This is a genomic window from Streptomyces sp. R44 (assembly GCF_041053105.1).
Taxonomy (GTDB): domain Bacteria; phylum Actinomycetota; class Actinomycetes; order Streptomycetales; family Streptomycetaceae; genus Streptomyces.
On sequence record NZ_CP163444.1, the window covers coordinates 4470401 to 4492490 of the forward strand.

A 22090-nucleotide genomic window follows, 5' to 3' on the forward strand; every position below is an offset into this window, starting at 1 on the left:
GAGGGGAGTCTAAGGGAGCCTCCGGCCGTCATCCCCGGACAAGGGGAAGCAGCGGCTCCAGATTCTGCCAGCGGTCGATCTCGCACCCATTTGCCCGGGAGAAGCGGGCGTCGACCTTGCGGCCCTGCCAGGTGCCGGTGACGTGGGCGAGCGCGGGCCCGCCGTAGACCTGCGTACACATCTGGTCCTGGGGGACGGGCAGGAACGGGTCACCGCCTTCCTCCGCCAGCCGGTCCAGGCGCTTGCAGGCGTTCTCGGCGGCCGGGTGGTTGCCCTTGGCGCGGTCGCCACAGGTCAGCTCGAAGGTGCCGTCGGCGTCCGGATGGCCGCTCTTCTCGACCGTCACGGTCAGCGTCTCGGGCGACGAGAACAGGTTCAGCGGCGGAAGCGGGCCGAGGCCGGCGGTCCCGACGGCGGCGGTGGCGAGGGTCGAGAGGACGAGACTGCGCAGCATGCGGATCTCCAGAAGCACGGGGAGTACGACGGGCGCGGGTGCACAGCGCGCCCGCCCCCTCTAACGCTCCGGGCGCCCCGGCGTTGCGCAACCGGGGTGCGCCGGGAGGGGCGGACTCGGTCGGGCAGGGCTTTGCTCTGGACCCCGGAGGACTAGTACGGTGAGAATCGATTGGTGACAGCCGGTTCGCCTGTGTCATCATCTGCACGCACCACCCGCGTATGCGCGAGGTGCATGGAGGCGTCGCCTAGTCCGGTCTATGGCGCCGCACTGCTAATGCGGTTTGGGTCTTAAAGCCCATCGAGGGTTCAAATCCCTCCGCCTCCGCCCCACACCGAAGCCCCGGCCTCCAAGGCCGGGGCTTCGGCCGTTCCCGGACCACTCCACGGCCGAGCTCCCCGGCCGACTTCCACCTCCGAGCCCCGAAGGTGTGACCCCGGTCTCTTTCCCCGCTTTTTCACCCCGCACGCGGGGTCGGCGCCAGCCCGCCCCTCACCCCTCGCCGCGCCCCCATCCTGGCGTTTTCGCAGGTCACAAGGGGTGGGGGGAATGGATTTCACATGACGGCGGGACTCATGTAATGTTCTTCCTGTCGCCGGGACAGCGGGCCGAAAGGGCCGGGGGAACGGAGACAAAAACTAAAAACAAGCACTCGTAGCTTAACGGATAGAGCATCTGACTACGGATCAGAAGGTTGCAGGTTCGAATCCTGCCGAGTGCACAGCAGGCCAGAGGCCCTCAGGAGAGATCCTGAGGGCCTCTGTCGTATGTCGTGACGGCAGTGATTGACGGCAACCGTTCCGATCGCGCCGGTCCCCTCGCGGAGTGAGGGGTGATCCGCCGGTCGGCGTCATGTGGACTCCCTCCCCTCGTTTACGGCGCCCGTGATCGGCAAGGCTCCGGCGTTGTTGAGCCCGGGGCGGCCCTACTGGGCCATCCGGGTTGTCGGTGGGTGTCGGTACTCTGGTGTTGGGCTCTGCCGGAAACACAAGATGTTGTGGTGCTCTGACGTACTCCATGGCGCATGTTGGGGTGTCTTGCTTGCTGACGGGTCATCCGGGGTGCTTCACTTGATCCGCCAAACCAAAACAGGCCCCATCCGGGGCCCAACTTGGGGTTGGGCGCACGGCAATGGGGCCTGATGCGTTGGTCGCGCCTTGGGACCTTATCGCCCTCTCTTGGTTCCTCCAAGATGGGCAGCCCGGCGCGTCCGGCTCCGGAAACGGATGTGCCATGGCAGACCGGCCCAACACCCGGGATGTGTCCAAGCGAGACGATGGCTGGGCGGTGACGAAGCCTGGGGCCGAGAGAGCCAGTGCGGTCCTGCCGACTCAGGCAGCGGCAGTCGCTCGTGCCAAAGAGATCCTGGCCAACGACGGCGGCGGAGAGCTTCGCGTTCGCGGCAAGAACGGCCAGGTGCGGGAGCAGAACACCGTTCCGCCGGGGAGTGACCCGAAGAAGTCGAAGGGCTGATCGCGATGGGCAAGTACGTGATCAACAAGGACTTCAGCGAACAGCGTGAGGTTGAAGCCGCCGGCTTCAAGACCGTTGGCGACTTCATCGACTTCTACACGGTCGATGGCGACGGTGACATCGTCGTGACGCTCAGAATCCGGTCCGCTCGGGTGGAGACGATTGACCTGATCAGCGGCTGACTCAGGTAGGCCGTGCTGAGTCGGAGCCCTCGCCAACGCGGTGAGGGCTCCGACTCGGGATGTGCGAAACCACAATGGATTCCAGTGAGGGCCTCGGTTTCGCCTCCATCCACTCACTCACTTCATGTCATCGTCCTTCCGTAGGGCTTGGCCGAGGCGGTCGAAGGCGGAGCGCTGGGAGTCCAGCCGCACGAAGGTGTAGATGTCCATGGTCACGCGGATCGAGCTGTGGCCCAGAACCTCCATGATCATGCGGGCATCGGCACCCTGTTCGTGGAGCAGGGACGCGCACGTGTGGCGCAGGTCGTGGAAGCGGACCTTGCGGACGCCGGCGCGGACGGACAGGGCCTCGAAGGACCGGTTTAGATTGCGCGGCTCGATAGGGGTCCCGTTCTTCGTCGTGAAGACGAGGCCCTTCCCCGTCCCCTTCCAGTTGTGACCCGCGGCCTTCTGGTCGGCGATCTGCTGGACGCGCTGGGCACGGAGCGCGGTCACGCATTCGGCCGGCAGCGCCACGCGCCGGGCCGAGCGCTGGGTCTTCGGCGCGACGATCAGCAGCTCGCCGCCCACACGCTGAAGAGCCTGCCGGACGGTCAGAACCCCGTCGAGAAGATCCACGTCCGACCAGCGCAGGCCCAGCAGCTCACCCCGCCGGAGCCCGATACGGACCGCCAGCTCGTACGCGGCCCAGAGTCGGTTGTCCCGGGCCGCCGTCAGGAGCCGACGCCCTTCCGCGGCGGTGAGCGGTTCGATCTCGCGCTTGGTGCCCATGCTCAGCTCCACGTTCCGGGCCACGTTGCGGGGCAGCTCGTCCTCCCGCACGGCGTGCTGGAGGGCAGCGCGCATGATCACCAGCAGGAAGCGCACGGTCCGGTCCGAGGGGAGCTTCTTGCAGCACTTGCCGAGGGCGCAGCAGCGCCGCTTGTGATCCGGCCGCTTCTTGTCCTTCCCCTGTGCACAGCACTGGCAGGTGGCCGCCGTCTTCATGAGGAAGGCGCGGATGTCACGGGCGGTGAGCCGGACCAACTTCTTCTTCCCGAACTCCGGGGTGACGTAGTTCCGGACGAGGGATTCGTAATTGACGTAGGTCGTGGGGCGGACCTTGGTCTTGGCTACGCTCGCCAGCCAGTACGCCAGGTACTCGGCGATCGTCATCTTGTTCGTGGCCACCGGAAGGCCGCTGAGCGAGTCGGCCTTGAGCTTGGTCAGCTTCTCGTGCGCCTCGTCCCAGGTCTTGCCGTAGACACTGCGGCGCTTGTACGTGCCGTCTGTCGTGAGGACGTATGCACTGCCCTCCCAACGGCCATCCTTGCGCTGGTAGATGGTGCCCTCGTTGTTGGGGTTCTTCTTCGGCTTGGCCATCAGGCTGCTTCCTGTTCCGTGCGGAGGGATACGTAGGCGTCCAGCGCGGCTTCGCTGATGCGGCGGCAGCGGCCGATCTTGAAGGAGGCGAGTTCGCGCGAGCGGATCAGGTTGTGGACCTTCCAGCGGCTGATGCCGAGACGCTCGGCGACCTGGTCCACGGTGAGTACGGCGGTCGTCATGCAGGCACCAGCCCTTCGTGCTTGAGACGTGTGGTGTGGGCTATGTCGTGGCGGACCTGGGCGGCGAGGAGTTCTTCGCCGGGGCGGTAGCCGCTGCTGAGGTAGGTCCAGGAGGAGGTGGTGACGAGCGTGGTGCTCTCGGCAGTGGCGGGAAGGCCGGCGCGCGTGCGGGCGGCTTCCGCCTTGGCCAGTCGCCAGGCGCGGCGTACGTCGCGGAGGGCGCCGAGGGTGGTGGAGTAGGCGCGGGACTTGCTGGAGAAGTGGCCGCGGAAGCCGAGCATGTGGGCCCACTTCCAGAGCTTGAGGTGGGCGAACTCCGGAAGGTGGCCGAGGGCCCAGGCCGTACGGATCATCTGCCGTACGTGCTGCTGGATGGGCAGGTCCTTGATGGGTTCGGCCTGTCCGGTGCCGTCGCAGTCGGCGCACACGTCGTGGAAGCCGTCTGGGCCGCGTACGTAGCCGCGTCCGGTGCAGGGGCGGCACATCAGGGTGCGGTCCACGGTGCCCGTGCCTTCGGCGTTCTTGGTGGCGTACTTGGCGACGTATCCGGCGACCTTGGCGTCGGTGTACTCGGCAACGCGAGCGTCGGTGAGTTCGCCGTCGCCCAGCGCGGTGATGGGGTCGACCTTGAACCGGCGGCCCCAGGCGATGACGCGTTCACCGATGGCGTCGGACTCGACGGTAAGCCGGGCACGCTCGACGGCCAGGCCCACGGCGGCGCTCAGGGCGGCAAAGGTGGCCCAGGGTGGGGGCGGCGCGGTGTGGCCGGCGGGCCCGTCGAAGCGGATCACGGCGTGGAAGTGGACCAGGCCGCGCTTTTGGTATTCGGCGACCTTGGCGAAGGAGATACGCAGGGAGTCGTTCAGCGCCTTCTGCGTCATGCCGAGGTGTTCGGCCAGGGCGCGACGCATGTAGGTGGTGAAGCGCGCCCAGAGCTGCCCGGCGTGGGCGTTCCAGAGCACGGCTCCGGAGTAGTCGTAGGTGGCCGGGTTCAGCGGAGTGCCGAGTTCGGGGGCGTCTTCGGCGTGGGTGTCACCGCAGGCGCACGGGCGGGGCTGTCCTCCCTTGGCGGTGGGGCGGTTGTGGACGGGGCCGAAGGAGGGGGCAGTGAGGGTGACGAAGGCACGGGGATGGTCGCGGACGGTCTCAGCGACGTTCTTGCCACCGGACAGTCCGGCCTTGATCAGGTGGTAGGTGTCGGCGGCGTAGACACGGGAGCAGGCGGGGCAGCGGGAGGAGCGGCGATTGCCGCAGGTGGTCAGCAGGCGTCCGGACGGTTCATCTTCGGAGCGGTAGGCGCGGACCACTTCTTTGGTGGCCGGGTCGGTGGTGATGGTCCAGCCGTAGAGGTTGACGGGGCTGGTGCAGCCGCGCAGGTCGCGGACCTGCTGCTGCACGCGGTCAAAGTCATGGGTGTTGGCCAGTTCGATCAGGTCCCGCAGGCTGGGGCTGATGATGTGGCGCAGGTCGAGGTGGCGGCGCATGAGTGGCGGGGTCTCCCTTCTGGCGCGAGGGTGGGGCCTGCGGGCAGCAGTGATCAGCGCTCGGACTGCTGCCCGCAGGCATGACGGGTCGGCCCAGGGGCGGGCGAGGGCGGGAAGCGTCGGGAAGGCCGGCGGAGGGGACGGCGCTACAGGGCGGCGTGGAGGGCAGTGGCCATGGGCAGGCCGATGCCGAGTCGCCTCTTGAGCTGGTCCGCGGAGATGGGTTCGCCGTGTTCGGTGTGATGGGACGCGGCGATGGAGCGCGCTTCGGTCAGCAGCGGCTCAGGCACCTTGACCGCAGGCGCAGACACGGCTGGGGCCGGCGCCACGGGAGCCGGGGCGGTGACTGGGGCCGGGGCCGCAGGCGACGGGGCGGGTTCCGTAGCGACGGAGGCCGGGGCGGGCTCGTGAGCCGGTTCCGTGTCGTCAGCGGGAGCCTGGTCGGCGGCATCGGTGCCGACCGTGTGGAAGGAGCGCAGGAGCTGTGGGCCGACCGCTCCCCAGCCGAGGAGCAGCACCGGGGCCACCGCGTCGACAGCGGCGCGGCCGTAGTGCTGGGCGGCGATGGGCTCGGCGATGTTGAGGGCCAAGGTCAGCAGTCCGGAAACGTGCATGAGACGCGTGGCCGCCTTCATCTGCTCGGACGGGACGCCGCGCAGGGAGAGGTAGCGCAGGGCGACCAGGAGCCCGACCACGGACAGGTCGACCATGGGGGCGATGAGGGGCGCGATGGGGGCGGGGACGCCCAGGCGCAGGGCCAGGGCCCAGACGTTGCCGAAGGAGAAGACGAACGCCAGGGCGGCGATGATGCCCATGACCACGGTCACGGTGCGCTGGGTGATCCGGTCCTCAGACATGGGGAGTTCACCTCCTTTCGGGTGTTGGTGGGGAACCGGTGGGTGGTCAGGGCGTGGGGGCGAGGCCGGCCCGGCGGGCGACGCTCGGGCCGAGGTAGGTTTCCAGGACCCGCCGTTCGTGGGCGTTGGCGACGCGGTAGGCGGCGATGCCGATTCGCGCGGCGCGGTCGAGGTCTCCGGCGGTGATGGCCTTGCGCATGTGGCAGATGTAGATCCTCATGTGTCGGCGCATGTCAGGCCGCCATGGCGGGGGGTTCGGGGTCCTCCTTGGTGAGGTCCACGACCGTCCGTCCGGTCAGGTCCTCCAGGAGCCGGGCCGGGTGCTGCACGAGGTGGGCGGTGGCTTCGGCGACGCTGGTGGCGTCTCGGTCAGCGACGTAAGGGGTGCGGATGCGGATGAAGCCGGGGCGGCCGTGCTGGGACATGACCGCGACGCCGACGTAGGCGGGGTCCTGAAGGGTGACCGGGCTGGCGTCGGGCCATTCGCGGATGTCGTCACCGAGCGCGGCCACGGCGGCATCAGCGGTCTTCTGCGCGAACGACAGCCCGACCGGGCACACGTCGCGGATGAAGGTGGGGATCGCGTCTCCGGTGGTCTTCTGCGTGGTCAGGAAGGTCATGAATCCGACCGAGCGGCCCTTCTTCACCAGGTCCTCCACCAGGCGGGCGTTCTCCGCCGCGAGCGCGGCCAGCTTCTTGGTGGCCGGGTCGGAGCCCTTGTGGTCGCGGAAGTAGGTGTGGGCCTCGTCGATGATGACGACGATCAGCGGCCAGTCTTCCGAGGGACCGACGTGCCACATGTTCTTCACGCCCAGCACGCGGCGGATGCTCGCGGAGCGGGCACGGCGCAGCTCCACCAGCTCCTTCAGCTTCTTGTTGGCCTCCTCCAGGTCGTCCCCGCAGAACTCGAAGGCCCGCTGCACGAGGTCGGCGTAGTCGCCCTCATAGGCGTGGGAGACCTTGCCATCGAAGAAGACGAACTGGATGGCCGGCGAAGGTGCCCAGTCGCACACCAGCCGGTTCACGCATGACGTCTTCCCGAAGCCCGGAAGGCCGCCCATGGCCACCCCGGGGACCTCCTTCAGGGGCACGACCACGGGCATGCCGTACTCGTCCACCCCCAGTTCCCACACCGCGTACTCCTCCGGCGGGCGGCCGGTGGGCTCGTGAACGGTCGGCACGATCAGCGGATCCACCCGCACCCCGCGCAGGGTCACCTGCCCCGGCTTGTCTCCCGGCAGCGCGGACACGCGGGCCATGCGCCACGCATCCGCCAGATAGGGAGTGGCCTTCTGGAACTCCGCCAGGCCAACGCCCGGCAGACAGGTCGCCTGTGCGATCACCCCGTACTCGTCATGCGTGACCTTCAGAGCGGGGACCAGGACGCGGGGCTTGGGCGGCTTGCCGTCCGAGTTCGACAGCGAGGCCAGCGGGGTCGGCATCTTGTCCGTGGCGCACAGCTTCAGCATCTGCGCGAGCCGCTTCCAGGTCCGCCGCACGCGCACGGCCTGCCGGATGGAACGCCGGGTCATGGCATCGGCCCGCAGGTAGCGCACCACCCACCACACCGACCAGCCGACCAGCACGGCCAGCGCCATGCCGACCACCAGGGTGCCGTAGCCGAAGGCCCCTCCGGTCGGGTCGTTGTCCTTCATGTGTTGCTCTCCTGAAAGTCGTAGAGAAAGGCCGCGAGAGCCGTTTCGAGGGCCGCCCGATCCGAGGCGGTGAGGCGGGGGAAGCCGTAGCCGACGAGCACGGCTGCCACCGAGTTGATGAGGGAGTCACTGATCCGGGCATCCGGCCCGGCGCAAGGCAGTGGGTAACTGCGCTCGACGCCGGACCGGAAAGCAGTGCTGCTCACGCCGCCTCTGCGGCCGACTCCGGGACACCGACCAGGTTCAGGCGCTCCGCGCGGTAGGCGATGCCGTCCGAGAGCGATCCGTTGAAGATCCGGGCCCACGGCGTGGCGAACAGCTCCACCGGCATGACCGGCACACCCGGCTTGAGGCCGTTCGGGAGGCCGGTCTCCGGAACGGTGATCTTCATCGCCTCTGCGCGGTCCTCTTCCATGAAGAAGAGGGTGATCGTGAACAGCTTCGCGCCGGTCTCCCGGTCCACGGCGAACTGGGTCTTCTCGGCGTCCGCGTACTTCGGCACCGGGAGGTTGCCGGTCATGAACGACGAGGACGGGAGCAGGCCAACACGGATACGAGCCATGGGTGTTACGTCCCTTCGGTAGGTGCTCCACCGGGGTGGCGAAGCGAGATCAACGGTGCACTACCCGCCAAGAGTGCGTCAAGCGCTTAGCGCACATCGCGCCTAGGTTGGGGTGAGCCTCTGGGAAAACGAGGAGGTGCAACAGGGTCTTACTGCGGTAGACGGGCCAGGCCCGCTACCCTCGGGCTATGAAGCTGCCCAAGGACTCCGACACCCCGCCATACCGCTTGGTCGCCGAGGAGCTGCGGCGGCAGATTCGGTCCGGCCGGCTCAAGCCGGGTGAGCGAGTCCCTTCGTCTCGCGACCTAGAGGCGACCTACGAGATCGCGAACATGACCGCGCGATCCGCCCTGCGCATGTTGCGCGACGAAGGGCTGATCAACACCATGCCCGGCCGGGGCAATTTCGTCGCTGACCCCCTGCCGGAGGCCGACCCGAAGGCCGGCGCTCCCGAGGTCGCAACCGGCGGGCAGATGCCCACGCGGGAATACGTTGAACTGTCCGAACGGCTGGATGCCATAAATGCCAGGCTGGACGCTCTGTTCCAGGTCTTCGGGCAGCTCGGTGGCGTCACTGAGGCGAAGAAGCCGCCGAAGAAGTAGCGCGACCGCTTTCGAGCAGCCGGCGTGCCAAATCTTCGAGCCGCGCCACCTTGTCTTCAACTTCCTTGAGCTTCACCGCTATCAGTGCTGCCTCGTGCTCGTTCATTTCCACCCGTTCGCTGTCGTGCCGTTGTTGCATGTCGAGATCAGCCAACCGCCGGGGGCTTGCCCGAAGGCTTGCCCAGCGGTCATCCGCCACCGGATGAGGGCTTGCCCGTGCCGCTCGGCAAGCCGTCAACGCGGCTGTTGAGTCAGGTCTACCGACCGGACCGGACAGGTGCGAGAGCCCCGACTCAGCGCTCCCGCCGGGCGGGCAGAAACCTTCCTTCGCGTTCCGCCACACGGGACCGCGCCTTTTCTGTGCGCTCATGACGCTCGTCCTTCCAGCCGTCCGGGTAGTGCATCAAGGGTCTGGAGAAACGCCGGTTTGGGTAACCGGCGATCGTCGGCTATGTTTCGCCGCCCCGTCTTGAGAGGCACCCATAGAGGTCGGTTTTTCGGGTCGCGTGTGACCTGCAATCGATGTGACGCCGTTCACTTCTAGCCCCTTCTGTACCTAGCGCCTCCGGGTCTTCCGGAGCGCGCGAAGCAGATCACCGAAAGCGGACACCTTCGCCGCGACGAGCGACCCCCTCGCTTCCTACAGGTACGGAAAAGCCCTCCGGTGTGACGACGCCTCTTGTGACCTGCTCCATATAGGTCAGGTGCGCCGCCCGCTTTTCCGCAGGCCCCAACCATGCGCCAGTCACCCTGTGGATAGATTCTGCCGATCTCGCAAACAGACGGGTGCGAAACGGGCTATCGCTATGAGTACCGGGTGAAACGTGGCAAAACAGCTCACTCCCTGCTAGCCGAAGCGGCCGAAGGGGTGAGCTGTCCAAAGTTTCTTTACTGGATCAAGGCGGCCCGCTGGCGCGGGCCGCGCGGCGCGGCGGCCCCAGGCCGCCGCTGGCTCCATGTCTCCGCCACCGCCTGCGACGGCCCCCGCCCGCTCGCGCCGCAAAAGCCCGAGGAGCGGGCAGCCAGACCTGCGAAGAATCCCGCCAGCCGTCCCACGGCGAGCACGGCTGGCAGGAGCGAGGCGCTCGCCAAGTCCGCATCGGTCACTGCGGATTGCCGCCCCACCAGCTGTTCCCGGTGGCTGGCCTGCTGTCCATCCGTCAGGCGGGGCTGGTGACAGCGCTCAGGCTGCAACGTGGCCGAGACCGTAACGGATTGGGGAAGCGTGGCTGGGGCCGGTGGGGGGTTGCTGGAGGCACACGTGGCGGGTGCTTGTTCGGCGCACCCGCCGTCGTGGCTGATTTTCTGTGGCTGAGGTCGCCAACGGCATGGGTCGGCTGTAGGGGCTCGCGCTTCGTGGCACACGCCGGGCAGTAGCGGTCCTCCAGTGCAGTCGAGCACGCCCTTCCGCAGTACGACTGGGATCCGGTCCTACGCCGCGATCAGTCCGCTCCGGGAGGCTGTCCCATCGCCTGGGCGCTGACCGTAGCGGTGACCTTCGCCCCGGGATAGCGCCCCTCCAGCTCCTTGACCAGGCTCTGCACCCGGCGGGGGGTCTCCCCCGGGCTGACGCCCCGCAACACGGGAAGTGGCGGCGATTCCTCGCCGTTGGACCAGGACCCTTCGATGACCAGGTCCGGGCCGATCATCCGGGATCCTCGTTCCCGAGCCTCTTGGACCGCCCAGTCCGGCGGGGCCGTTCTCGACACCCTCAAGGTCAGGACGCGGCCGGCGTACCGTCCTTCTCGGACGGGCTCGGGAATCGCTGGCTGCGCGCGGCGCGGCTCCAGTGGGTGTCCGCGGCCGATCGGCCACAGCCTGGGGGCGTGAAGCTCGCTGATGTAGGGCTGGAGGTACGGCCTGCCGGTTTCTGGGTTGGTGGTCTTACGGGCCTGCTCGATCCAGCGCTCGTATTTGCGGGAGGGCTGCGCACGCTCACCCTCGGCTTCCACCAGAGGGAGGTCGTAGACCTCCGAGATAGCGCGCTTCGGGGAGAGGCCAAGCTTGAGCGCGTAGTTGTACATCGTGCCGATGGTGGCGGCCCGCAACTGCACACCGTCCGTCTTCTTCTTGTGCGGTGTTGGAAGGGCCAGGGAGACCACCCAGATCGAGCTGCGGGGGAGTTCCTTGGCCGCCTCAGCCGCCTTCCTGATGCGCCGGACCAGTTCGGGGTCGTCGGTCGGTCGCCGGGCGTTGCTCCGGGTCCGAGGAGGCGGGATGTCCCGGACGGTGCGCGCGCTCCAGGTCGACCAGTCGATGTCGACCTCTATCACCCACCCCGGCCACCCGTAGAGATTCCGCAGGGTGACGCCGGTCTCGGTGAGGTCCATCTCGATCTCACCGAACCCCATGCCGAATGCCATACGGCCACTATCTCGCAAGCCCTCGTTCAGCACCGTCCCGGTCGTCCGGAGAACACCCCCGATTTTGTCGGGCAGGATCTCCCGACGATCGCAACGATGCTCGTGCCATGACCAACAGCAGCTCCACTCAGACGCCTTCCGCCCAGCCCCAGCAGTCCTACCCGGCTCCCGCAGGCCCGGCTGCCGCGGCCCTGGTCCCTCTCCTGATCCTGCTCTTCGTCCTCGTCATCCTCATCATCGGAGCCGGCCTGCTCTACGTGACGATCGCGCACCCCTCGCTCGCGACCCCGCTCACAGTCGCGGTCGCCGGCGTAACCCTCGTCATCACGATCGTGGGTGCGATTGCCGCCTTCCTCGCCATCGCCAGGAGGTAGATTCCCGGCCCACAAATGGTGGGTTCTCACCACCACAGCAAACGAGCGAGCCCCTGGGACCGCGAACCGGTCCGAGGCTCGCTTCTGCTGCTTTGCCATCAGAGCGCCTCCTTCTCACAGACCAGAGAAGGCGGCGCGGCCCGGAGCTATGCGGCTGTGGTGTCGGTGAAGCCGAGGGAGGTGAGTCCTTCGGTCTGGCAGAGGTGGTCGGAGGGGCCGTCGACTTCGGTCTGGAGGAGTTGGTAGGCGGCGCCGTGGGATTGGCCCCAGTGCATGGCGGCCCGCCACAGGACACGCCCGAGGCCCTGGCCTCGGGCTTCGGGCAGGACGGCGAAGTACTGGGGCATGAGCTGGGGGCGTCCGATGGCGTCGGGCTGGATCTCCATGGGGCCGATCGCGCCCACGATGCGGTCCTCGACGGCGGCGGCGAGGACCGGGCCGCACCGGCCGGCCTGCATCTGGGTGTGGAGGAAGGCCAGGCCATCGCCCGCCATGGCCTCGGCGAACGGGGCGAAGGTCTCCTGCACGCTGGTCGGCCAGGCGGTGACGGGGTGGACCGGACTGTCCGGGGCGGGGCAGGGGCCAGCGGTGAAGTCCTTCAACTGGATGCGGGTACCGCGCGGGTGTGCGGTCCCGGGGCCGAGGGGGCGTACGACCCGGGCGTTGACCACGTCATGCGCGGCGGCGAGCTTGGTTGCCAGCTCGGCGGCCTCATCCACGAGGCTGTCGCGGAGCCCGTAGGCGAAGACCTTCACAGTGCCGCGTCCGCGCCGAGTCAGGGTGGGGATGAGGGTGTGCTCGGGCTGGTGGACCACATCCTCGCGGAGGACTTTCTCGTCCTTCTCACCACCCCAGCGCCGGTCCTTGTCGTAGGGCAGGAAGCCCCCGGTGTCGGCCGCTCGCAGGGTGTCCTCGAAGAGGTCGACGGTCAGGGTGTCGGGGTGGACGGGACCGAGAGTCGGCACGATCGGTGCGGCCAGTTGGGGCCGGAGCCAGTCCCAGCGGAAGAACATGAGCGGCACCCTAACGGTGAGCCGGTCAGGGCTCAGGCCCCGACGCGAGCACGCCGGGGCCTGAACGGAGTTGACCGGATCGTGTCGGTCAGTGGGGGTTGTCGTCCCCGGCGTCGCAGGAGCACTCTGCGCTCTCCACGATCACGTCGAGGTCCTGGACGGCGGTGATCGACGCGGTTGCGACGGGTGGGGCGGCGCGGCGGGCCGAGGTCGGCGGGCCGGGGAGGATGGTCACCGGTACGGGCGGGGTCATGAGGCGTTCTCCTTGTCTCCGTGCTGGCAGTAGCTGTGCAGCGGCGCCTTCGCCTCCTGGTAGTGCTTGGCCAGGGGGCGGCAGACCCGGCAGGTGCCGGACAGGGCGCAGCCTTCGCACCCACCGGTGCGAAGCATGAGGCGGTCGGCGATGGCGCCGAGCCGGGTGAGGCCGTCGATGCCTTCGGCCATCAGGTCGATCTGGTCGTCGCGCCCGACCTTGCAGATCGAGACCTTTGCGTGCGGGTCGGCGTGGAAGAAGGTGTGTCCCGCGTTGCAGCCGGCGAACGGCTTGCGCTGCCGCAGGTGGGCGGCGGACTGGGCGAGCAGCGGCTCTCCGCCGCCGTAGATCGTGGGCGTCATGTTCGTGTACGCGTGGTTCTCGACGTTCCACTCGTCGGCGAGGGCGGCCATCTCGTCGGCCTCGGAGGCGTTGTCCTCGGTCACCACGACGTTGATGCGCAGAGGAAGCCCCGCCTCTCGCGCCGCGTCCATACCGCGCCGGAACGCCTTCCACGCCCCACGGCGCTGGGTGAGCGTGTCGAAGGACTCCTCGCTCGCCCCGTACATGCTGACCACCAGCCGGTAGGGCGGGCAGTCGCGGAAGAGCTTCAGGAGGTCCGGACGCCAGAGCAGCGAGCCGTTGGTGGAGATGGTGAGCATCATCCCGGCCTGCCAGGCGTAACGGTAGGCGCCCTGGAAGTGGGGGTCCATGGTGGGTTCGCCGCCGGTGATCTGGAGCCAGAGGACGCCTGCCTCGCGCATGATGTCCAGCAGCCGCACCTTGTCCTCCCAGCCGAGGCCGGAGAAGGGCCGCTCGCCGAGGTAGCAGTGCCTGCAGCCGAAGTTGCAGCCGAGGTTGATCTCCCAGGAGGCCCGGCAGTAGCCGTACGGGGACGGCTCGCGCACCAGCACGGTGCCCTGTGCGGTCTGGCCACCCAGGTCCAGGCCCCACACGTCGGCAGCGGTCTGCACCGCCCAGACGGGAAGCGACTCACCGTCAGTGGCGGCCTGGCGCAGGCCCTCGTAGTGGTCGGGGGAGATTCGGGCGCCGGCCCTTGCTCCCGGTTTGAGGAGAAGGTGTCCGTCGAGGAACGGGGAGGCGATCAGAGCGTGGGCCATCGGTGGCCCTCCTTCCGGATCACGGAGCGGGACAGCGCACGGGGCCCCTGGCGGCCGGCGCGGCAGTGGATCTCGCCCAGCCCGTTGCAGGTGCCGCAGGTCTTGCCGGACGAGTTGGCGCCGCTGCCACCGCAGTCCCCGCACTGTTCGTTGCGAGGCGAGCGAGGGCGCCGGGGCTTGTGCGGGCTTGCGATTAGCTGGTGCACGAGACCTCCTCCAGGGCGTCTTCCCAGGTGTGCTGCTTGGCGTGGTCGGCGAACAGACAGCAGCCCTCGCCGTCGGGCCCCGGGGCGGCCACTGGACAGTCCGGCAGTACGACGAGTTCCGCCTCGTTCGTCCCGTGCCAGCGGAGCCACAGTGCGGTCCCGTACGCCCCGGCGTCGGTGAGGAGACCGAAGTGCTGACCCCCGTCGTGCGCGGACAGCTGGCACTGCACTGCCCTGTCGATGTACGGGGCGGCCGACTTCTCCCGCGCTTCCCGTGCCAGGTCGAGGGGCACCTGGCGCCAGTGCACGCACTGCATCACGACACCATCCGGAAGGACGCGACGGCGTTCTGGGCCTGCTTCGAGCACCGGGGACAGACGCACGGCGGGTAGCGGCCCGGGTTCTCCGGGACCGCCGGGTCCTCGCCCACGCGTACCTCTGTGCGAGGTCCCCACGTCTGGCCGGAGTCGCGGGAGACCCGCAACGTCATCCGTACGTCGTCCTGTCCGTTCGTCATGGCCATGAGCATCGCGATCCGCGGGACCGGCCAGAAAGGCCAAGCGGATTACCCAACTTGGGTAACATCACCCTCGGTTCACCAAGTGCAGCGATCCGTAGTCCTCATGCCGGAGCGTGCCCGATGCCCGAGCCATCTCGCTCGAAGGAACTCCCGGTCAGCCTGCTCACGGACCCAGTGATGATCGAGGCATGCCAGGCCAGAGACTTCGGCCGCATCTTTCAGCTGGTCAAGGCACGAGCAGGCATCTATCCGTCGATGGTCGCGCGCCGCTGCGACCTGACCCCGAGCCGCGTGGGCGAGGTGATTGCCGGACGGCGGCAGTTGCTGCACATGGACGTGATCGAACGGATCTCGGATGGACTGCGCATCCCCGGACATATGCTCGGACTTGCCCGACGCTCCTGGGAGACGCCGCCCAGCCTGACGGTCACGCCCCGTGAACCGGTCGAGGTGCCGACCTCAGCCGTCGAACCACTGGCCGCCGGACTACCGGGGGCGGATGTCGACAGCATTCTCGCCCTGGCGGCCGAGCGGGATCTCAGCCCATCGACACTGGACGCGCTGCACTCGTCGATCGCGGACTACTGGCGCCGGGACGACGAGCACGGCGGCGAGACCTTACGGCCGGCGGTCGTCGGCCAGCTCCGCTACGTTGTCGACCTCCTCAAGGAGCAGCGTCCGGCTCCTTTACGGGACGGCCTGCACAGCATCGCGGCCGAGCTGGCCCGGCTCACCGGATGGACCTATTTCGACGCCCGCCAGTACAACCAGGCACGCGCCTACTTCACCGAATCCCTCGGCCTGGCCAAGGCCATCGACGACCGCCAGTTCATGGCCAACGTCCTCGCCTGCATGAGTCTCCAGGCCACCTACCAGGACAAGCCCGGCGACGCCCTCGCACTCGTCACAGCCGCCCAGGATCAGGCCCGAACGGCTGGGGGGACGACACCGCGCGTGCTGGCCATGCTCGCGATGCGCGAAGCCTTCGCCCACGCCACCCTCGGCAACCACGGCGCGACCCACACTGCGATCTCGGAAGCCCACACCCAGTTCGGACGGATCGGTGCCGGCGATCCGGACCCGGCCTGGGTCGCCTACTTCGACGAACCGAAACTGATCGTGGACACCGGCATCGCACACGGCCGCCTGGGCGAAGCCGCCCTCGCCGAACCCCTCATCGCGGACGCCCTCCGCCGAGAACACCATACGAACCACCGAGGCCGCGCCTTCCACGCCTTCTGGCTCGCCCGCACCCAGCTCCAGCGCGGCAAACTCGACGAGGCATGCCACACGGCCATGGACGCCCTGGCCCCGGCGGCGGCCGTCAGCTCGCAACGAGTCGCCGGCCACCTCCGGGAGTTCTACGAACAGCTGGAACCCTTCCGCCGCGAACCGGCCGCAGCGGCGTTCGAATCCCGGCTCCGGGAAGTGCTGCCCCGTCAGATCAGCGGATCGCCTCATCCATGAGCACGTAGAGCAGCCCGACGAGGGAGCCGCTGCTGACGATCTCGCGCCGGTCGATCATGCCCCGCACGTCGGCCAGCGGGATCCACTCGATCCGATCCGACTCGTTCTTCTCGGTCGGCGGCCCCTCGTACGTCGCTCCATCGGCCCGGAAGACGTGGTGCTGGGAGTCGGTGATGCCGTTCGCCGGCTCCGCATAGATCAGCGGCTTGATGGGGCCGGGACGCCAGCCGGTTTCCTCCAGCACCTCACGGGCAGCCGCGTCGGTCGGCGTCTCGCCCTCCTCGACCAGACCCATGGGCAGTTCCCACGCCCAGGCGTCCGTGATGAAGCGGTGCCGCCACATCATCAGGACCTCGCGCCGCTCGTTCACGACGGCGGCCACGGCCAGATGCCGAAGCTTGACGACGTGGTGCTCCCAGCGGTTCCCGTCCGGCGTCTCGACGTCGGTGAGCCACAAGTTCACCCAGCTGTTCTCGTAGATCGGACGTTCCCCGTGGATCTTCCACTGCATCGCTGCGGCCCCTCTCGATCGACCTCCAGCATCGCAGAACGAACCTCGAGGACAGCAGAGTTCGGCGACTTAGCGTCGATCTGACCAATAGAGGTGGCGCCTACTCACAACTGCGGCGACCTTGGCTTTGATCACCCCACCGGGAGGCGTGTCTGATAAGTACCACTTCCTCCCGTTTACGGTTCAATATCAGGTCGTGCACCGTCGTCATCCCCGTGCTGAAGGGAACGCGGTGACTCGATGAGATCCTCCAATTCAAACAGAGTGGGCTCCCGTTGGTGTTCGAAGTAGCTCCGGGTGACTTCGTCCAGTTCTTGGCACTCTTCCGGTGTCAGGGAAGTGAGCAATGTGAGGGCGGCCGGGGCAAGTGCGCCCAACGGGAACTTGGCTGCTGTCCTTCCCTTTCCGGTTCTGCTGGGGAAATCGCAGACCAATGGGCGGGAGCCCAAGAGGGAAGCAACCGCGGTTTGCACGTAAGCGGTAGAGCTGAAAGTCCTTGAAAGGTTCAGTAGATCCTCGTCGTGGGAAATGTCATCCCTGTTGACAGTTGCATAGGAGACCGTGCGTGTAGGAGTTGCAAGCTCGAGCTCATTGATCGGGATTCTGCGCTGCTCTGCGCGACGCAATAGCTCTTCAAGGGAGATTCCATCCCCCTCTTGAGCCTCGATTTTCAACTCGTCTACTTTGCTTGCAAAGTAGGTTACAGATCGAGGGCTGCGCAGGCAGAGCATGTCTCGGTCGAGCGCCCAGCGGAACTCTCCGCCCTCAGTCTCGCTCAATTCATGCTGGCGATCTAGGATTCGGCATGCTCTTGCGTGCAGCACATCAAGGTTGCTTCCGATTAGGTACTGGAGGTTTTCGGAGTCTCCCTCTATGCGCAAGCGGGATACTGACTCCAGAGTCAATGGGCGTCCGATCCTGCGCCAGAACTCAAAGTCGTTGATCGGCGGCAAGTCGAGCAGAAATTCGAGAGCTGTGCCGTCGAGGTCTCCAGCTATGTCCTGTTCGCCAGGAAAATTCGCTGGCGTTCCCCCCGAGCCCACCCAGACGGCACCGAGGAAGCGCAGGAGGCGCGCAGTTCGGCGCTTGTCAAAGTGGCCAGAGATCTGGGCAACTGCGGCGCCGGTGGCTGCCGAATCGAGACGCTGTGCACCACTGAAGCCGGCCGCGACACTAGAGGCCATGACCTCCGCTTCTCTTTCTGTCAGAAGGCCGCGGCCTCCCTGGAGAACTGCGCTTGAAGCTAGACCAATTACCGGATCCGTACGGCGGCTCTGAATCAGCACCTCCATCCCGCGCGAGTCGGCCAGGAGGGTGTCGTCTGTTCGTTCAGCCGCTGCTTGAGTGCTAGCGCTGATTACGTCTTCGTTGACAGGGTCCAAAGCGAAAACGATTGGGTCATGCTTACGGATTGCGTCGACGTCGTCACGCAGGACATCAGGGCGAGTGTCTGACTTAAGGAAGACGAAGCGCTCGCGCTCGTTCGGCCAGGACAGTACTAGATCTGGAGCGAAGCTGTGGTTAAAGAAATCTGTCTTCTTTACGGTCGCGCGAGTGTCTGTTTGTGATAGTTCGTGGGCAACGACGCTCTTGATCCGGTTGACCGCATCGCGGGGGTCTGGGCTCTCGAATGCGGCATGCAGGGCGTTAGAGAATTCGCTGACTGTCACCGGATCCCCTCCAGTACCTCATTCTTCTGGATGAGGGAACGATGCTCGCGCGTTATCACGAGCTTCTCCTGCTTCTCCGACAAGACGATCATCCAGAGTCGGTCTGCGACCCACGCCACGACTTCGTCGTCGATGTGTGAGCTTACTTCCTCAGGTGGTATTTCTCCAAATACATCCGCGCTGTGCTTGTGGAGCGCTCGTTCTATCCATTCCTTGGAGAGGAGTTTGTTCCAGTCCTGGACGTTGAAAGGGCACCAAGTGATCCACATGAAATGATCGACGTAGCACTGTGGATTGCTGGCGATCACATAGCACTTGGCTAGGTAGCTGAGGTAATGGGTGCCCTGATCTCCTGGCGTTGAATATTTCTTACATTCCGCCATGAAGATGTCATTGTCGAACTCTCCACCGCACAGGAGGCCGCCAAGGTCCAGGGAGAACTGTGTCTGCTTTCCGCTGGGCCATTTGAACGTCATGCGACGGCTCCACTTGGGGTCCGTGTTGGTCCAAGACGCCTTGACGCGCGTGGTGGCCTCCAGCCACTCCTTCGCCCGTCTGGCGCCGTCAGCGCCGATTTCATGCAGATCCTCTCCCGGCATGTTGTGACCATACGTGCTGGCCGCTGCGCACGGCAGGGGGTTGGTTGCATCGCGTTGTCAGTTGGTCAGGTTGTTCTTTGATGACTTCCTATCGCTATGGCCTGTAACAGTCTCACTGTGGCTGGAAAGCGCCGTATGGCTGTGAACTGTTGCCTTCTCGAGGCGTCCTGTAGGTCAAGATCGACGCGAATCAGGATCGATCCCGTCGGCCACGCCACCATCGCCGGATACGGGCAGCCGGCCTGCGCCATGCATCGAAGAACTCGTCTACCTCGCGGCCGAGCTTTGTGCCGAAGCCGAGGGTCAAGCTGAGCAGGCCAAACACCGCCAGGGTTCCGAGAGTGAGCTCGTTCAACGCCTCGTCCTTCTAACAAGGCCGGACGGAACGGGCGTGCTCAGTCCGGCCACCAACAGGTGACGAACTGAGATCACGCCGGCGCAGCGACTCAGGGTGGTGCGCCCGGATGCAGACCGGGGTCTTCCCTTTATGCGTGGGTCACAGGCCCGTGGGTGCTCTCCCACAGAAGAGGTGCGGCAAACCCCTGGGCCGTCACCGGACAACCCCGAGCGGGCCCAACTGGGCCCCACCTCCAGCACCCTTGCGGGTGCCCACTGCCACCGGGCTGCCGCCCGGCAGCCAGCACTCTAGCGCCAACCTGCGGTTCGCAAAGGGGAGTCGTATGTTTGGGGGTGCCTCAGGACACTTGTGACTTTGCGGCGTGACGGCAGCGGTGACGGCAACGACGGCACACGGCCGCGGGTGACCACTACCGCGAGCAGCCAAGGCTGGCGGCTCTTGGGGCCTCTCCTTGTGCGCTGCCCGATCCTACGGATCAGAAGGTTGCAGGTTCGAATCCTGCCGAGTGCACACAGACAAGAGGCCCGGACGAGAGTCCGGGCCTCTTGCGTTGTGGGGTCAGGCCGTGGCGTTGGCCGGGGTCGGGGTGGGGGTGGGGAGGATGTGGCGGCGGCGGGTCGGGATGCCGAGCTTCGGGTTGGCCACGCCCCAGGCCGCGCCCTTGCAGACCAGTTCCTTGTAGCCGGCGGCGAGGCGGCCCGTCAGGGCTGCGCGGACCGAGCGGTCGTCGGCGGTGACGTACTGGATCAGGCCTTCCCTGCGGCCCAGCGAGATGCACTGGTTGAAGTAGCGCGGCTGCGTCTTCGGGAGCTTTCCGCCGGTCAGGCGGGCCGTGATGGCGTCGGCCGCCTGCCAGGCCATGGGGGTGCCCGAGGCGCACGACATCCGCAGCGGCTTGTCGCCCGGGCCCATCGCCAGGGCCGCGTCCCCGACCGCGTACACGTCCGGGTGCGAGACCGAGCGCATCGTGCCGTCGACCACGATCCGGCCGTCGGCGAGCTCCAGGGAGGTGGCCCGGGCGATCGGGTGCACCGCGAAGCCGGTCGTCCAGATGGTGACCGCGGCCGGGACCGTGTCGCCGTCGGCCGTGGTCACGCGGTCCGCTTCGACCGTCGTGACCTCGGTGTGCTCGCGCGTCGTGATGCCGAGGCCGGTGAAGACCCTTCGTACGTGCTGCCTGCCCTTGTCCGAGAGCCAGTCGCCGAGTCCGCCGCGGGCCGCGAGCGTGACGGCGAGGTCCGGGCGGGCCTCGGCGATCTCGGTGGCGGCCTCCAGGCCGGTGAGGCCGCCGCCGACGACGACCACGGACTGGCCGGCCTGCAGGGCGGCCAGGCGCTCGCGCAGCCGGAGCGCTCCGGGGCGGCTGGAGATCTCGTGGGCGTGCTCGGCCGTGCCGGGGACGCCCTGGGGGTTCCAGCCGCTGCCGAGGGCGTACACGAGGGTGTCGTAGGTCAGTTCCTCGGCGGCGCCGGTTCCGGACGTGACGGAGACCGTCTTCCGGTCGGCGTCGACCGCCGTCACCTTCGCGAGCTTCAGCTCGACGCCCGTTCCCGCGAACATCTCGCTGAAGGGCCGGGGCGTGAGCTCCTGGCCGACCGCCAGCTGGTGCAGGCGGACGCGCTCGACGAAGTCGGGCTCGGCGTTGACGAGGGTGATCGCGACGTCCTCGCGGTGGAGCTGCTTGGCGAGGCGTCCGGCGGCGATGGCTCCGGTGTAGCCGGCTCCGAGGACGATGATCCGGTGCTGCTGCATGTGCCTGCTCCTGTCTCGCGCGGTGTCGACCCTTGAACCGGGCAGCCCCGCGATTCCTGACAGGAGCGTGGTGTGATCTGGGTCACATGGAAAGTTAGAAGGCTGCTTGCAGGAGGGGGGCTCCGTGATTCGTCTTCGCCCAGTGCCTCGTCGCGCGCTCCAGCTTGTCCGGGTTCACCTGGTTCCGGAAGGCGGTGATGCCCTCTGCCGTGACCTCCAGGCACATGATGCCGACGACCCGGCCGTCGAGCACCGCGACCACGGCGGGGACGCCGTTCGCGGTCGTGGCGTAGACGTCGGGCGAACCGCCGATCACCTTGCGCTTGGCGATACCGGGCTTGAACAGGCCCCGCATGAACGTCGCCACCGCGAGCGCGCCCTCGAACGCCTTGGCGCGCGCGGGGACCTTGCCACCGCCGTCGCCGATCGCGACGGCGTCGCCCGTGAGCAGCCGTACGAGCGGCTCGGTCCGGCCGCTGGTGGCCGCCGCGAGGAACTCCTCGACGATCCGCCGCGCCTCCGCCTCGTCGATCTCGGTGCGGGCCTTGCCGTCGGCGACGTGCTTCTTGGCGCGGTGGAAGATCTGCTGGCTGGCCGCCTCGCTGATGTCGAGGATCTCGGCGATCTCCCGGTGCGGGTAGTCGAAGGCCTCCCGAAGGACGTACACCGCACGCTCGTTGGGGGAGAGGCGCTCCATGACGGCCAGGACGGCGTACGAGACCGATTCGCGCTGCTCGGCGGTGTCGGCGGGGCCGAGCATCGGGTCGCCGACGAGCAGGGGTTCGGGCAGCCATTCGCCCACGTAGGTCTCGCGGCGGGCGCGGGCCGAGGTGAGCTGGTTGAGGCAGAGGTTGGTGAGGACCTTCGTCAGCCAGGCCTCGGGGACCTCGATGCGGTCGACGTCGGTGGCCTGCCAGCGCAGGAACGTGTCCTGTACGGCGTCCTCGGCCTCGCTCGCCGAGCCGAGGAGGCGGTAGGCGATGGCCTCCAGGCGGGGCCGCGAGGCCTCGAACCGGTCCACGTCGCTCATGGTCAGAGGCATGGTCCGGATCCTAGTCCGGGCGGGTGCG

26 protein-coding genes and 2 tRNA genes are annotated in these 22090 nt (G+C 67.4%); 7 read left to right on the forward strand and 21 right to left on the reverse strand.

Annotated elements, in window-relative coordinates; all coding sequences use genetic code 11:
- Window positions 1–28: 28 nt before the first annotated feature.
- Window positions 29–454, reverse strand: coding sequence for an SSI family serine proteinase inhibitor (locus tag AB5J54_RS20695; RefSeq protein WP_369145399.1), 426 nt, complete (start codon window positions 452–454; stop codon window positions 29–31).
- A gap of 236 nt (window positions 455–690) precedes the next feature.
- On the opposite strand from AB5J54_RS20695, the gene AB5J54_RS20700 reads away from it, so the two are divergent.
- From AB5J54_RS20700 to AB5J54_RS20715, 4 genes are all read left to right on the forward strand, one after another.
- Window positions 691–781: transfer RNA gene (locus AB5J54_RS20700), tRNA-Ser, on the forward strand.
- Between the two features lie 321 nt (window positions 782–1102).
- A tRNA-Arg gene (locus AB5J54_RS20705) sits at window positions 1103–1175 on the forward strand.
- Between the two features lie 512 nt (window positions 1176–1687).
- Window positions 1688–1927, forward strand: a complete 240-nt coding sequence (locus AB5J54_RS20710) for a DUF2188 domain-containing protein (RefSeq protein WP_369145400.1) — start codon at window positions 1688–1690, stop codon at window positions 1925–1927.
- A 5-nt stretch (window positions 1928–1932) separates the two neighbouring features.
- Window positions 1933–2109, forward strand: a complete 177-nt coding sequence (locus AB5J54_RS20715) for a hypothetical protein (protein ID WP_366697423.1) — start codon at window positions 1933–1935, stop codon at window positions 2107–2109.
- A 117-nt stretch (window positions 2110–2226) separates the two neighbouring features.
- On the opposite strand, the gene xerC is transcribed toward AB5J54_RS20715, so the two are convergent.
- The 8 genes from xerC to AB5J54_RS20755 all read right to left on the reverse strand — a co-directional run bounded on the left by xerC (window position 2227) and on the right by AB5J54_RS20755 (window position 8211).
- Window positions 2227–3471, reverse strand: a complete 1245-nt coding sequence (gene xerC, locus AB5J54_RS20720; protein WP_369145401.1) for a tyrosine recombinase XerC — start codon at window positions 3469–3471, stop codon at window positions 2227–2229.
- Window positions 3471–3653, reverse strand: coding sequence for a helix-turn-helix domain-containing protein (locus tag AB5J54_RS20725; RefSeq protein WP_369145402.1), 183 nt, complete (start codon window positions 3651–3653; stop codon window positions 3471–3473). The genes xerC and AB5J54_RS20725 overlap by 1 nt, the downstream gene beginning before the upstream one ends.
- Entirely contained in the window at window positions 3650–5137 is a 1488-nt protein-coding gene (locus AB5J54_RS20730; RefSeq protein ID WP_369145403.1) for a replication initiator, read from the reverse strand. The genes AB5J54_RS20725 and AB5J54_RS20730 overlap by 4 nt, the downstream gene beginning before the upstream one ends.
- A gap of 146 nt (window positions 5138–5283) precedes the next feature.
- Window positions 5284–5994 (reverse strand): DUF2637 domain-containing protein, encoded by a 711-nt coding sequence (locus AB5J54_RS20735; protein WP_369145404.1) that lies wholly within the window; start codon window positions 5992–5994, stop codon window positions 5284–5286.
- Window positions 5995–6040: 46 nt separating this feature from the next.
- Complete coding sequence (locus AB5J54_RS20740; protein WP_369145405.1) at window positions 6041–6226, reverse strand: hypothetical protein; 186 nt, start codon at window positions 6224–6226, stop codon at window positions 6041–6043.
- Between the two features lies 1 nt (window position 6227).
- Entirely contained in the window at window positions 6228–7649 is a 1422-nt protein-coding gene (locus AB5J54_RS20745; protein ID WP_159312658.1) for a cell division protein FtsK, read from the reverse strand.
- Entirely contained in the window at window positions 7646–7855 is a 210-nt protein-coding gene (locus tag AB5J54_RS20750) for a hypothetical protein (RefSeq protein WP_159312659.1), read from the reverse strand. Before AB5J54_RS20750 ends, AB5J54_RS20745 begins: the two co-directional genes overlap by 4 nt.
- Entirely contained in the window at window positions 7852–8211 is a 360-nt protein-coding gene (locus AB5J54_RS20755; RefSeq protein ID WP_159312660.1) for a hypothetical protein, read from the reverse strand. Before AB5J54_RS20755 ends, AB5J54_RS20750 begins: the two co-directional genes overlap by 4 nt.
- 188 nt (window positions 8212–8399) lie before the next feature.
- Between AB5J54_RS20755 and AB5J54_RS20760 the strand changes: the two genes are divergently transcribed.
- On the forward strand, window positions 8400–8813 hold the full coding sequence (locus AB5J54_RS20760) for a GntR family transcriptional regulator (protein WP_369145406.1): 414 nt from the start codon (window positions 8400–8402) through the stop codon (window positions 8811–8813).
- Here AB5J54_RS20760 and AB5J54_RS20765 read toward each other — a convergent pair.
- Both AB5J54_RS20765 and AB5J54_RS20770 read right to left on the reverse strand, forming a co-directional pair.
- Complete coding sequence (locus AB5J54_RS20765; RefSeq protein WP_159312662.1) at window positions 8782–8967, reverse strand: hypothetical protein; 186 nt, start codon at window positions 8965–8967, stop codon at window positions 8782–8784. The two genes, AB5J54_RS20760 and AB5J54_RS20765, sit on opposite strands and share 32 nt — an antisense overlap.
- 1288 nt (window positions 8968–10255) lie before the next feature.
- A complete protein-coding gene (locus AB5J54_RS20770) occupies window positions 10256–11164 on the reverse strand; it encodes a hypothetical protein (protein WP_369145407.1) in 909 nt (302 codons plus the stop codon).
- Between the two features lie 119 nt (window positions 11165–11283).
- On the opposite strand from AB5J54_RS20770, the gene AB5J54_RS20775 reads away from it, so the two are divergent.
- Entirely contained in the window at window positions 11284–11550 is a 267-nt protein-coding gene (locus AB5J54_RS20775) for a hypothetical protein (protein WP_369145408.1), read from the forward strand.
- A gap of 146 nt (window positions 11551–11696) precedes the next feature.
- On the opposite strand, the gene AB5J54_RS20780 is transcribed toward AB5J54_RS20775, so the two are convergent.
- The 5 genes from AB5J54_RS20780 to AB5J54_RS20800 form a co-directional block, all read right to left on the reverse strand.
- Window positions 11697–12563, reverse strand: a complete 867-nt coding sequence (locus AB5J54_RS20780) for a GNAT family N-acetyltransferase (RefSeq protein WP_369145409.1) — start codon at window positions 12561–12563, stop codon at window positions 11697–11699.
- 88 nt (window positions 12564–12651) lie between these two features.
- Complete coding sequence (locus tag AB5J54_RS20785; protein WP_164494953.1) at window positions 12652–12816, reverse strand: hypothetical protein; 165 nt, start codon at window positions 12814–12816, stop codon at window positions 12652–12654.
- Window positions 12813–13937, reverse strand: a complete 1125-nt coding sequence (locus AB5J54_RS20790) for a radical SAM protein (RefSeq protein WP_369145410.1) — start codon at window positions 13935–13937, stop codon at window positions 12813–12815. Before AB5J54_RS20790 ends, AB5J54_RS20785 begins: the two co-directional genes overlap by 4 nt.
- 193 nt (window positions 13938–14130) lie before the next feature.
- Window positions 14131–14460: a hypothetical protein gene (locus tag AB5J54_RS20795; protein WP_369145411.1), complete on the reverse strand. Its 330-nt coding sequence runs from the start codon at window positions 14458–14460 to the stop codon at window positions 14131–14133.
- A complete protein-coding gene (locus tag AB5J54_RS20800; protein ID WP_369145412.1) occupies window positions 14460–14660 on the reverse strand; it encodes a hypothetical protein in 201 nt (66 codons plus the stop codon). The genes AB5J54_RS20795 and AB5J54_RS20800 overlap by 1 nt, the downstream gene beginning before the upstream one ends.
- A gap of 123 nt (window positions 14661–14783) precedes the next feature.
- Here AB5J54_RS20800 and AB5J54_RS20805 point away from each other — a divergent pair, with 123 nt between their 5' ends.
- Window positions 14784–16130, forward strand: coding sequence for a hypothetical protein (locus AB5J54_RS20805; protein WP_369145413.1), 1347 nt, complete (start codon window positions 14784–14786; stop codon window positions 16128–16130).
- On the opposite strand, the gene AB5J54_RS20810 is transcribed toward AB5J54_RS20805, so the two are convergent.
- From AB5J54_RS20810 to AB5J54_RS20830, 5 genes are all read right to left on the reverse strand, one after another.
- Window positions 16108–16641: an NUDIX hydrolase gene (locus AB5J54_RS20810; RefSeq protein WP_369145414.1), complete on the reverse strand. Its 534-nt coding sequence runs from the start codon at window positions 16639–16641 to the stop codon at window positions 16108–16110. The genes AB5J54_RS20805 and AB5J54_RS20810 overlap by 23 nt on opposite strands.
- Window positions 16642–16817: 176 nt before the next feature.
- Window positions 16818–18311 carry a hypothetical protein gene (locus tag AB5J54_RS20815; RefSeq protein WP_369145415.1) on the reverse strand — a complete coding sequence of 498 codons (1494 nt, stop codon included), beginning with the start codon at window positions 18309–18311 and terminating at the stop codon, window positions 16818–16820.
- Window positions 18308–18910 (reverse strand): hypothetical protein, encoded by a 603-nt coding sequence (locus tag AB5J54_RS20820; protein ID WP_362234951.1) that lies wholly within the window; start codon window positions 18908–18910, stop codon window positions 18308–18310. Before AB5J54_RS20820 ends, AB5J54_RS20815 begins: the two co-directional genes overlap by 4 nt.
- A 916-nt stretch (window positions 18911–19826) precedes the next feature.
- A complete protein-coding gene (locus AB5J54_RS20825; RefSeq protein ID WP_369145416.1) occupies window positions 19827–21020 on the reverse strand; it encodes an NAD(P)/FAD-dependent oxidoreductase in 1194 nt (397 codons plus the stop codon).
- Between the two features lie 94 nt (window positions 21021–21114).
- Window positions 21115–22062 (reverse strand): RNA polymerase sigma-70 factor, encoded by a 948-nt coding sequence (locus AB5J54_RS20830; RefSeq protein WP_369145417.1) that lies wholly within the window; start codon window positions 22060–22062, stop codon window positions 21115–21117.
- Between the last annotated feature and the right edge of the window lie 28 nt (window positions 22063–22090).

Excerpts from the sequence above, each read along its gene's own strand:
- AB5J54_RS20695 (WP_369145399.1), bottom strand. The coding sequence starts at position 454 with ATGCTGCGCAGTCTCGTCCTCTCGACCCTCGCCACCGCCGCCGTCGGG.
- AB5J54_RS20710 (WP_369145400.1), top strand. The coding sequence starts at position 1,688 with ATGGCAGACCGGCCCAACACCCGGGATGTGTCCAAGCGAGACGATGGC.
- AB5J54_RS20715 (WP_366697423.1), top strand. The coding sequence starts at position 1,933 with ATGGGCAAGTACGTGATCAACAAGGACTTCAGCGAACAGCGTGAGGTT.
- xerC (WP_369145401.1), bottom strand. The coding sequence starts at position 3,471 with ATGGCCAAGCCGAAGAAGAACCCCAACAACGAGGGCACCATCTACCAG.
- AB5J54_RS20725 (WP_369145402.1), bottom strand. The coding sequence starts at position 3,653 with ATGACGACCGCCGTACTCACCGTGGACCAGGTCGCCGAGCGTCTCGGC.
- AB5J54_RS20730 (WP_369145403.1), bottom strand. The coding sequence starts at position 5,137 with ATGCGCCGCCACCTCGACCTGCGCCACATCATCAGCCCCAGCCTGCGG.
- AB5J54_RS20735 (WP_369145404.1), bottom strand. The coding sequence starts at position 5,994 with ATGTCTGAGGACCGGATCACCCAGCGCACCGTGACCGTGGTCATGGGC.
- AB5J54_RS20740 (WP_369145405.1), bottom strand. The coding sequence starts at position 6,226 with ATGCGCCGACACATGAGGATCTACATCTGCCACATGCGCAAGGCCATC.
- AB5J54_RS20745 (WP_159312658.1), bottom strand. The coding sequence starts at position 7,649 with ATGAAGGACAACGACCCGACCGGAGGGGCCTTCGGCTACGGCACCCTG.
- AB5J54_RS20755 (WP_159312660.1), bottom strand. The coding sequence starts at position 8,211 with ATGGCTCGTATCCGTGTTGGCCTGCTCCCGTCCTCGTCGTTCATGACC.
- AB5J54_RS20760 (WP_369145406.1), top strand. The coding sequence starts at position 8,400 with ATGAAGCTGCCCAAGGACTCCGACACCCCGCCATACCGCTTGGTCGCC.
- AB5J54_RS20770 (WP_369145407.1), bottom strand. The coding sequence starts at position 11,164 with ATGGGGTTCGGTGAGATCGAGATGGACCTCACCGAGACCGGCGTCACC.
- AB5J54_RS20775 (WP_369145408.1), top strand. The coding sequence starts at position 11,284 with ATGACCAACAGCAGCTCCACTCAGACGCCTTCCGCCCAGCCCCAGCAG.
- AB5J54_RS20780 (WP_369145409.1), bottom strand. The coding sequence starts at position 12,563 with ATGTTCTTCCGCTGGGACTGGCTCCGGCCCCAACTGGCCGCACCGATC.
- AB5J54_RS20785 (WP_164494953.1), bottom strand. The coding sequence starts at position 12,816 with ATGACCCCGCCCGTACCGGTGACCATCCTCCCCGGCCCGCCGACCTCG.
- AB5J54_RS20790 (WP_369145410.1), bottom strand. The coding sequence starts at position 13,937 with ATGGCCCACGCTCTGATCGCCTCCCCGTTCCTCGACGGACACCTTCTC.
- AB5J54_RS20795 (WP_369145411.1), bottom strand. The coding sequence starts at position 14,460 with ATGCAGTGCGTGCACTGGCGCCAGGTGCCCCTCGACCTGGCACGGGAA.
- AB5J54_RS20800 (WP_369145412.1), bottom strand. The coding sequence starts at position 14,660 with ATGACGAACGGACAGGACGACGTACGGATGACGTTGCGGGTCTCCCGC.
- AB5J54_RS20805 (WP_369145413.1), top strand. The coding sequence starts at position 14,784 with ATGCCCGAGCCATCTCGCTCGAAGGAACTCCCGGTCAGCCTGCTCACG.
- AB5J54_RS20810 (WP_369145414.1), bottom strand. The coding sequence starts at position 16,641 with ATGCAGTGGAAGATCCACGGGGAACGTCCGATCTACGAGAACAGCTGG.
- AB5J54_RS20820 (WP_362234951.1), bottom strand. The coding sequence starts at position 18,910 with ATGCCGGGAGAGGATCTGCATGAAATCGGCGCTGACGGCGCCAGACGG.
- AB5J54_RS20825 (WP_369145416.1), bottom strand. The coding sequence starts at position 21,020 with ATGCAGCAGCACCGGATCATCGTCCTCGGAGCCGGCTACACCGGAGCC.
- AB5J54_RS20830 (WP_369145417.1), bottom strand. The coding sequence starts at position 22,062 with ATGCCTCTGACCATGAGCGACGTGGACCGGTTCGAGGCCTCGCGGCCC.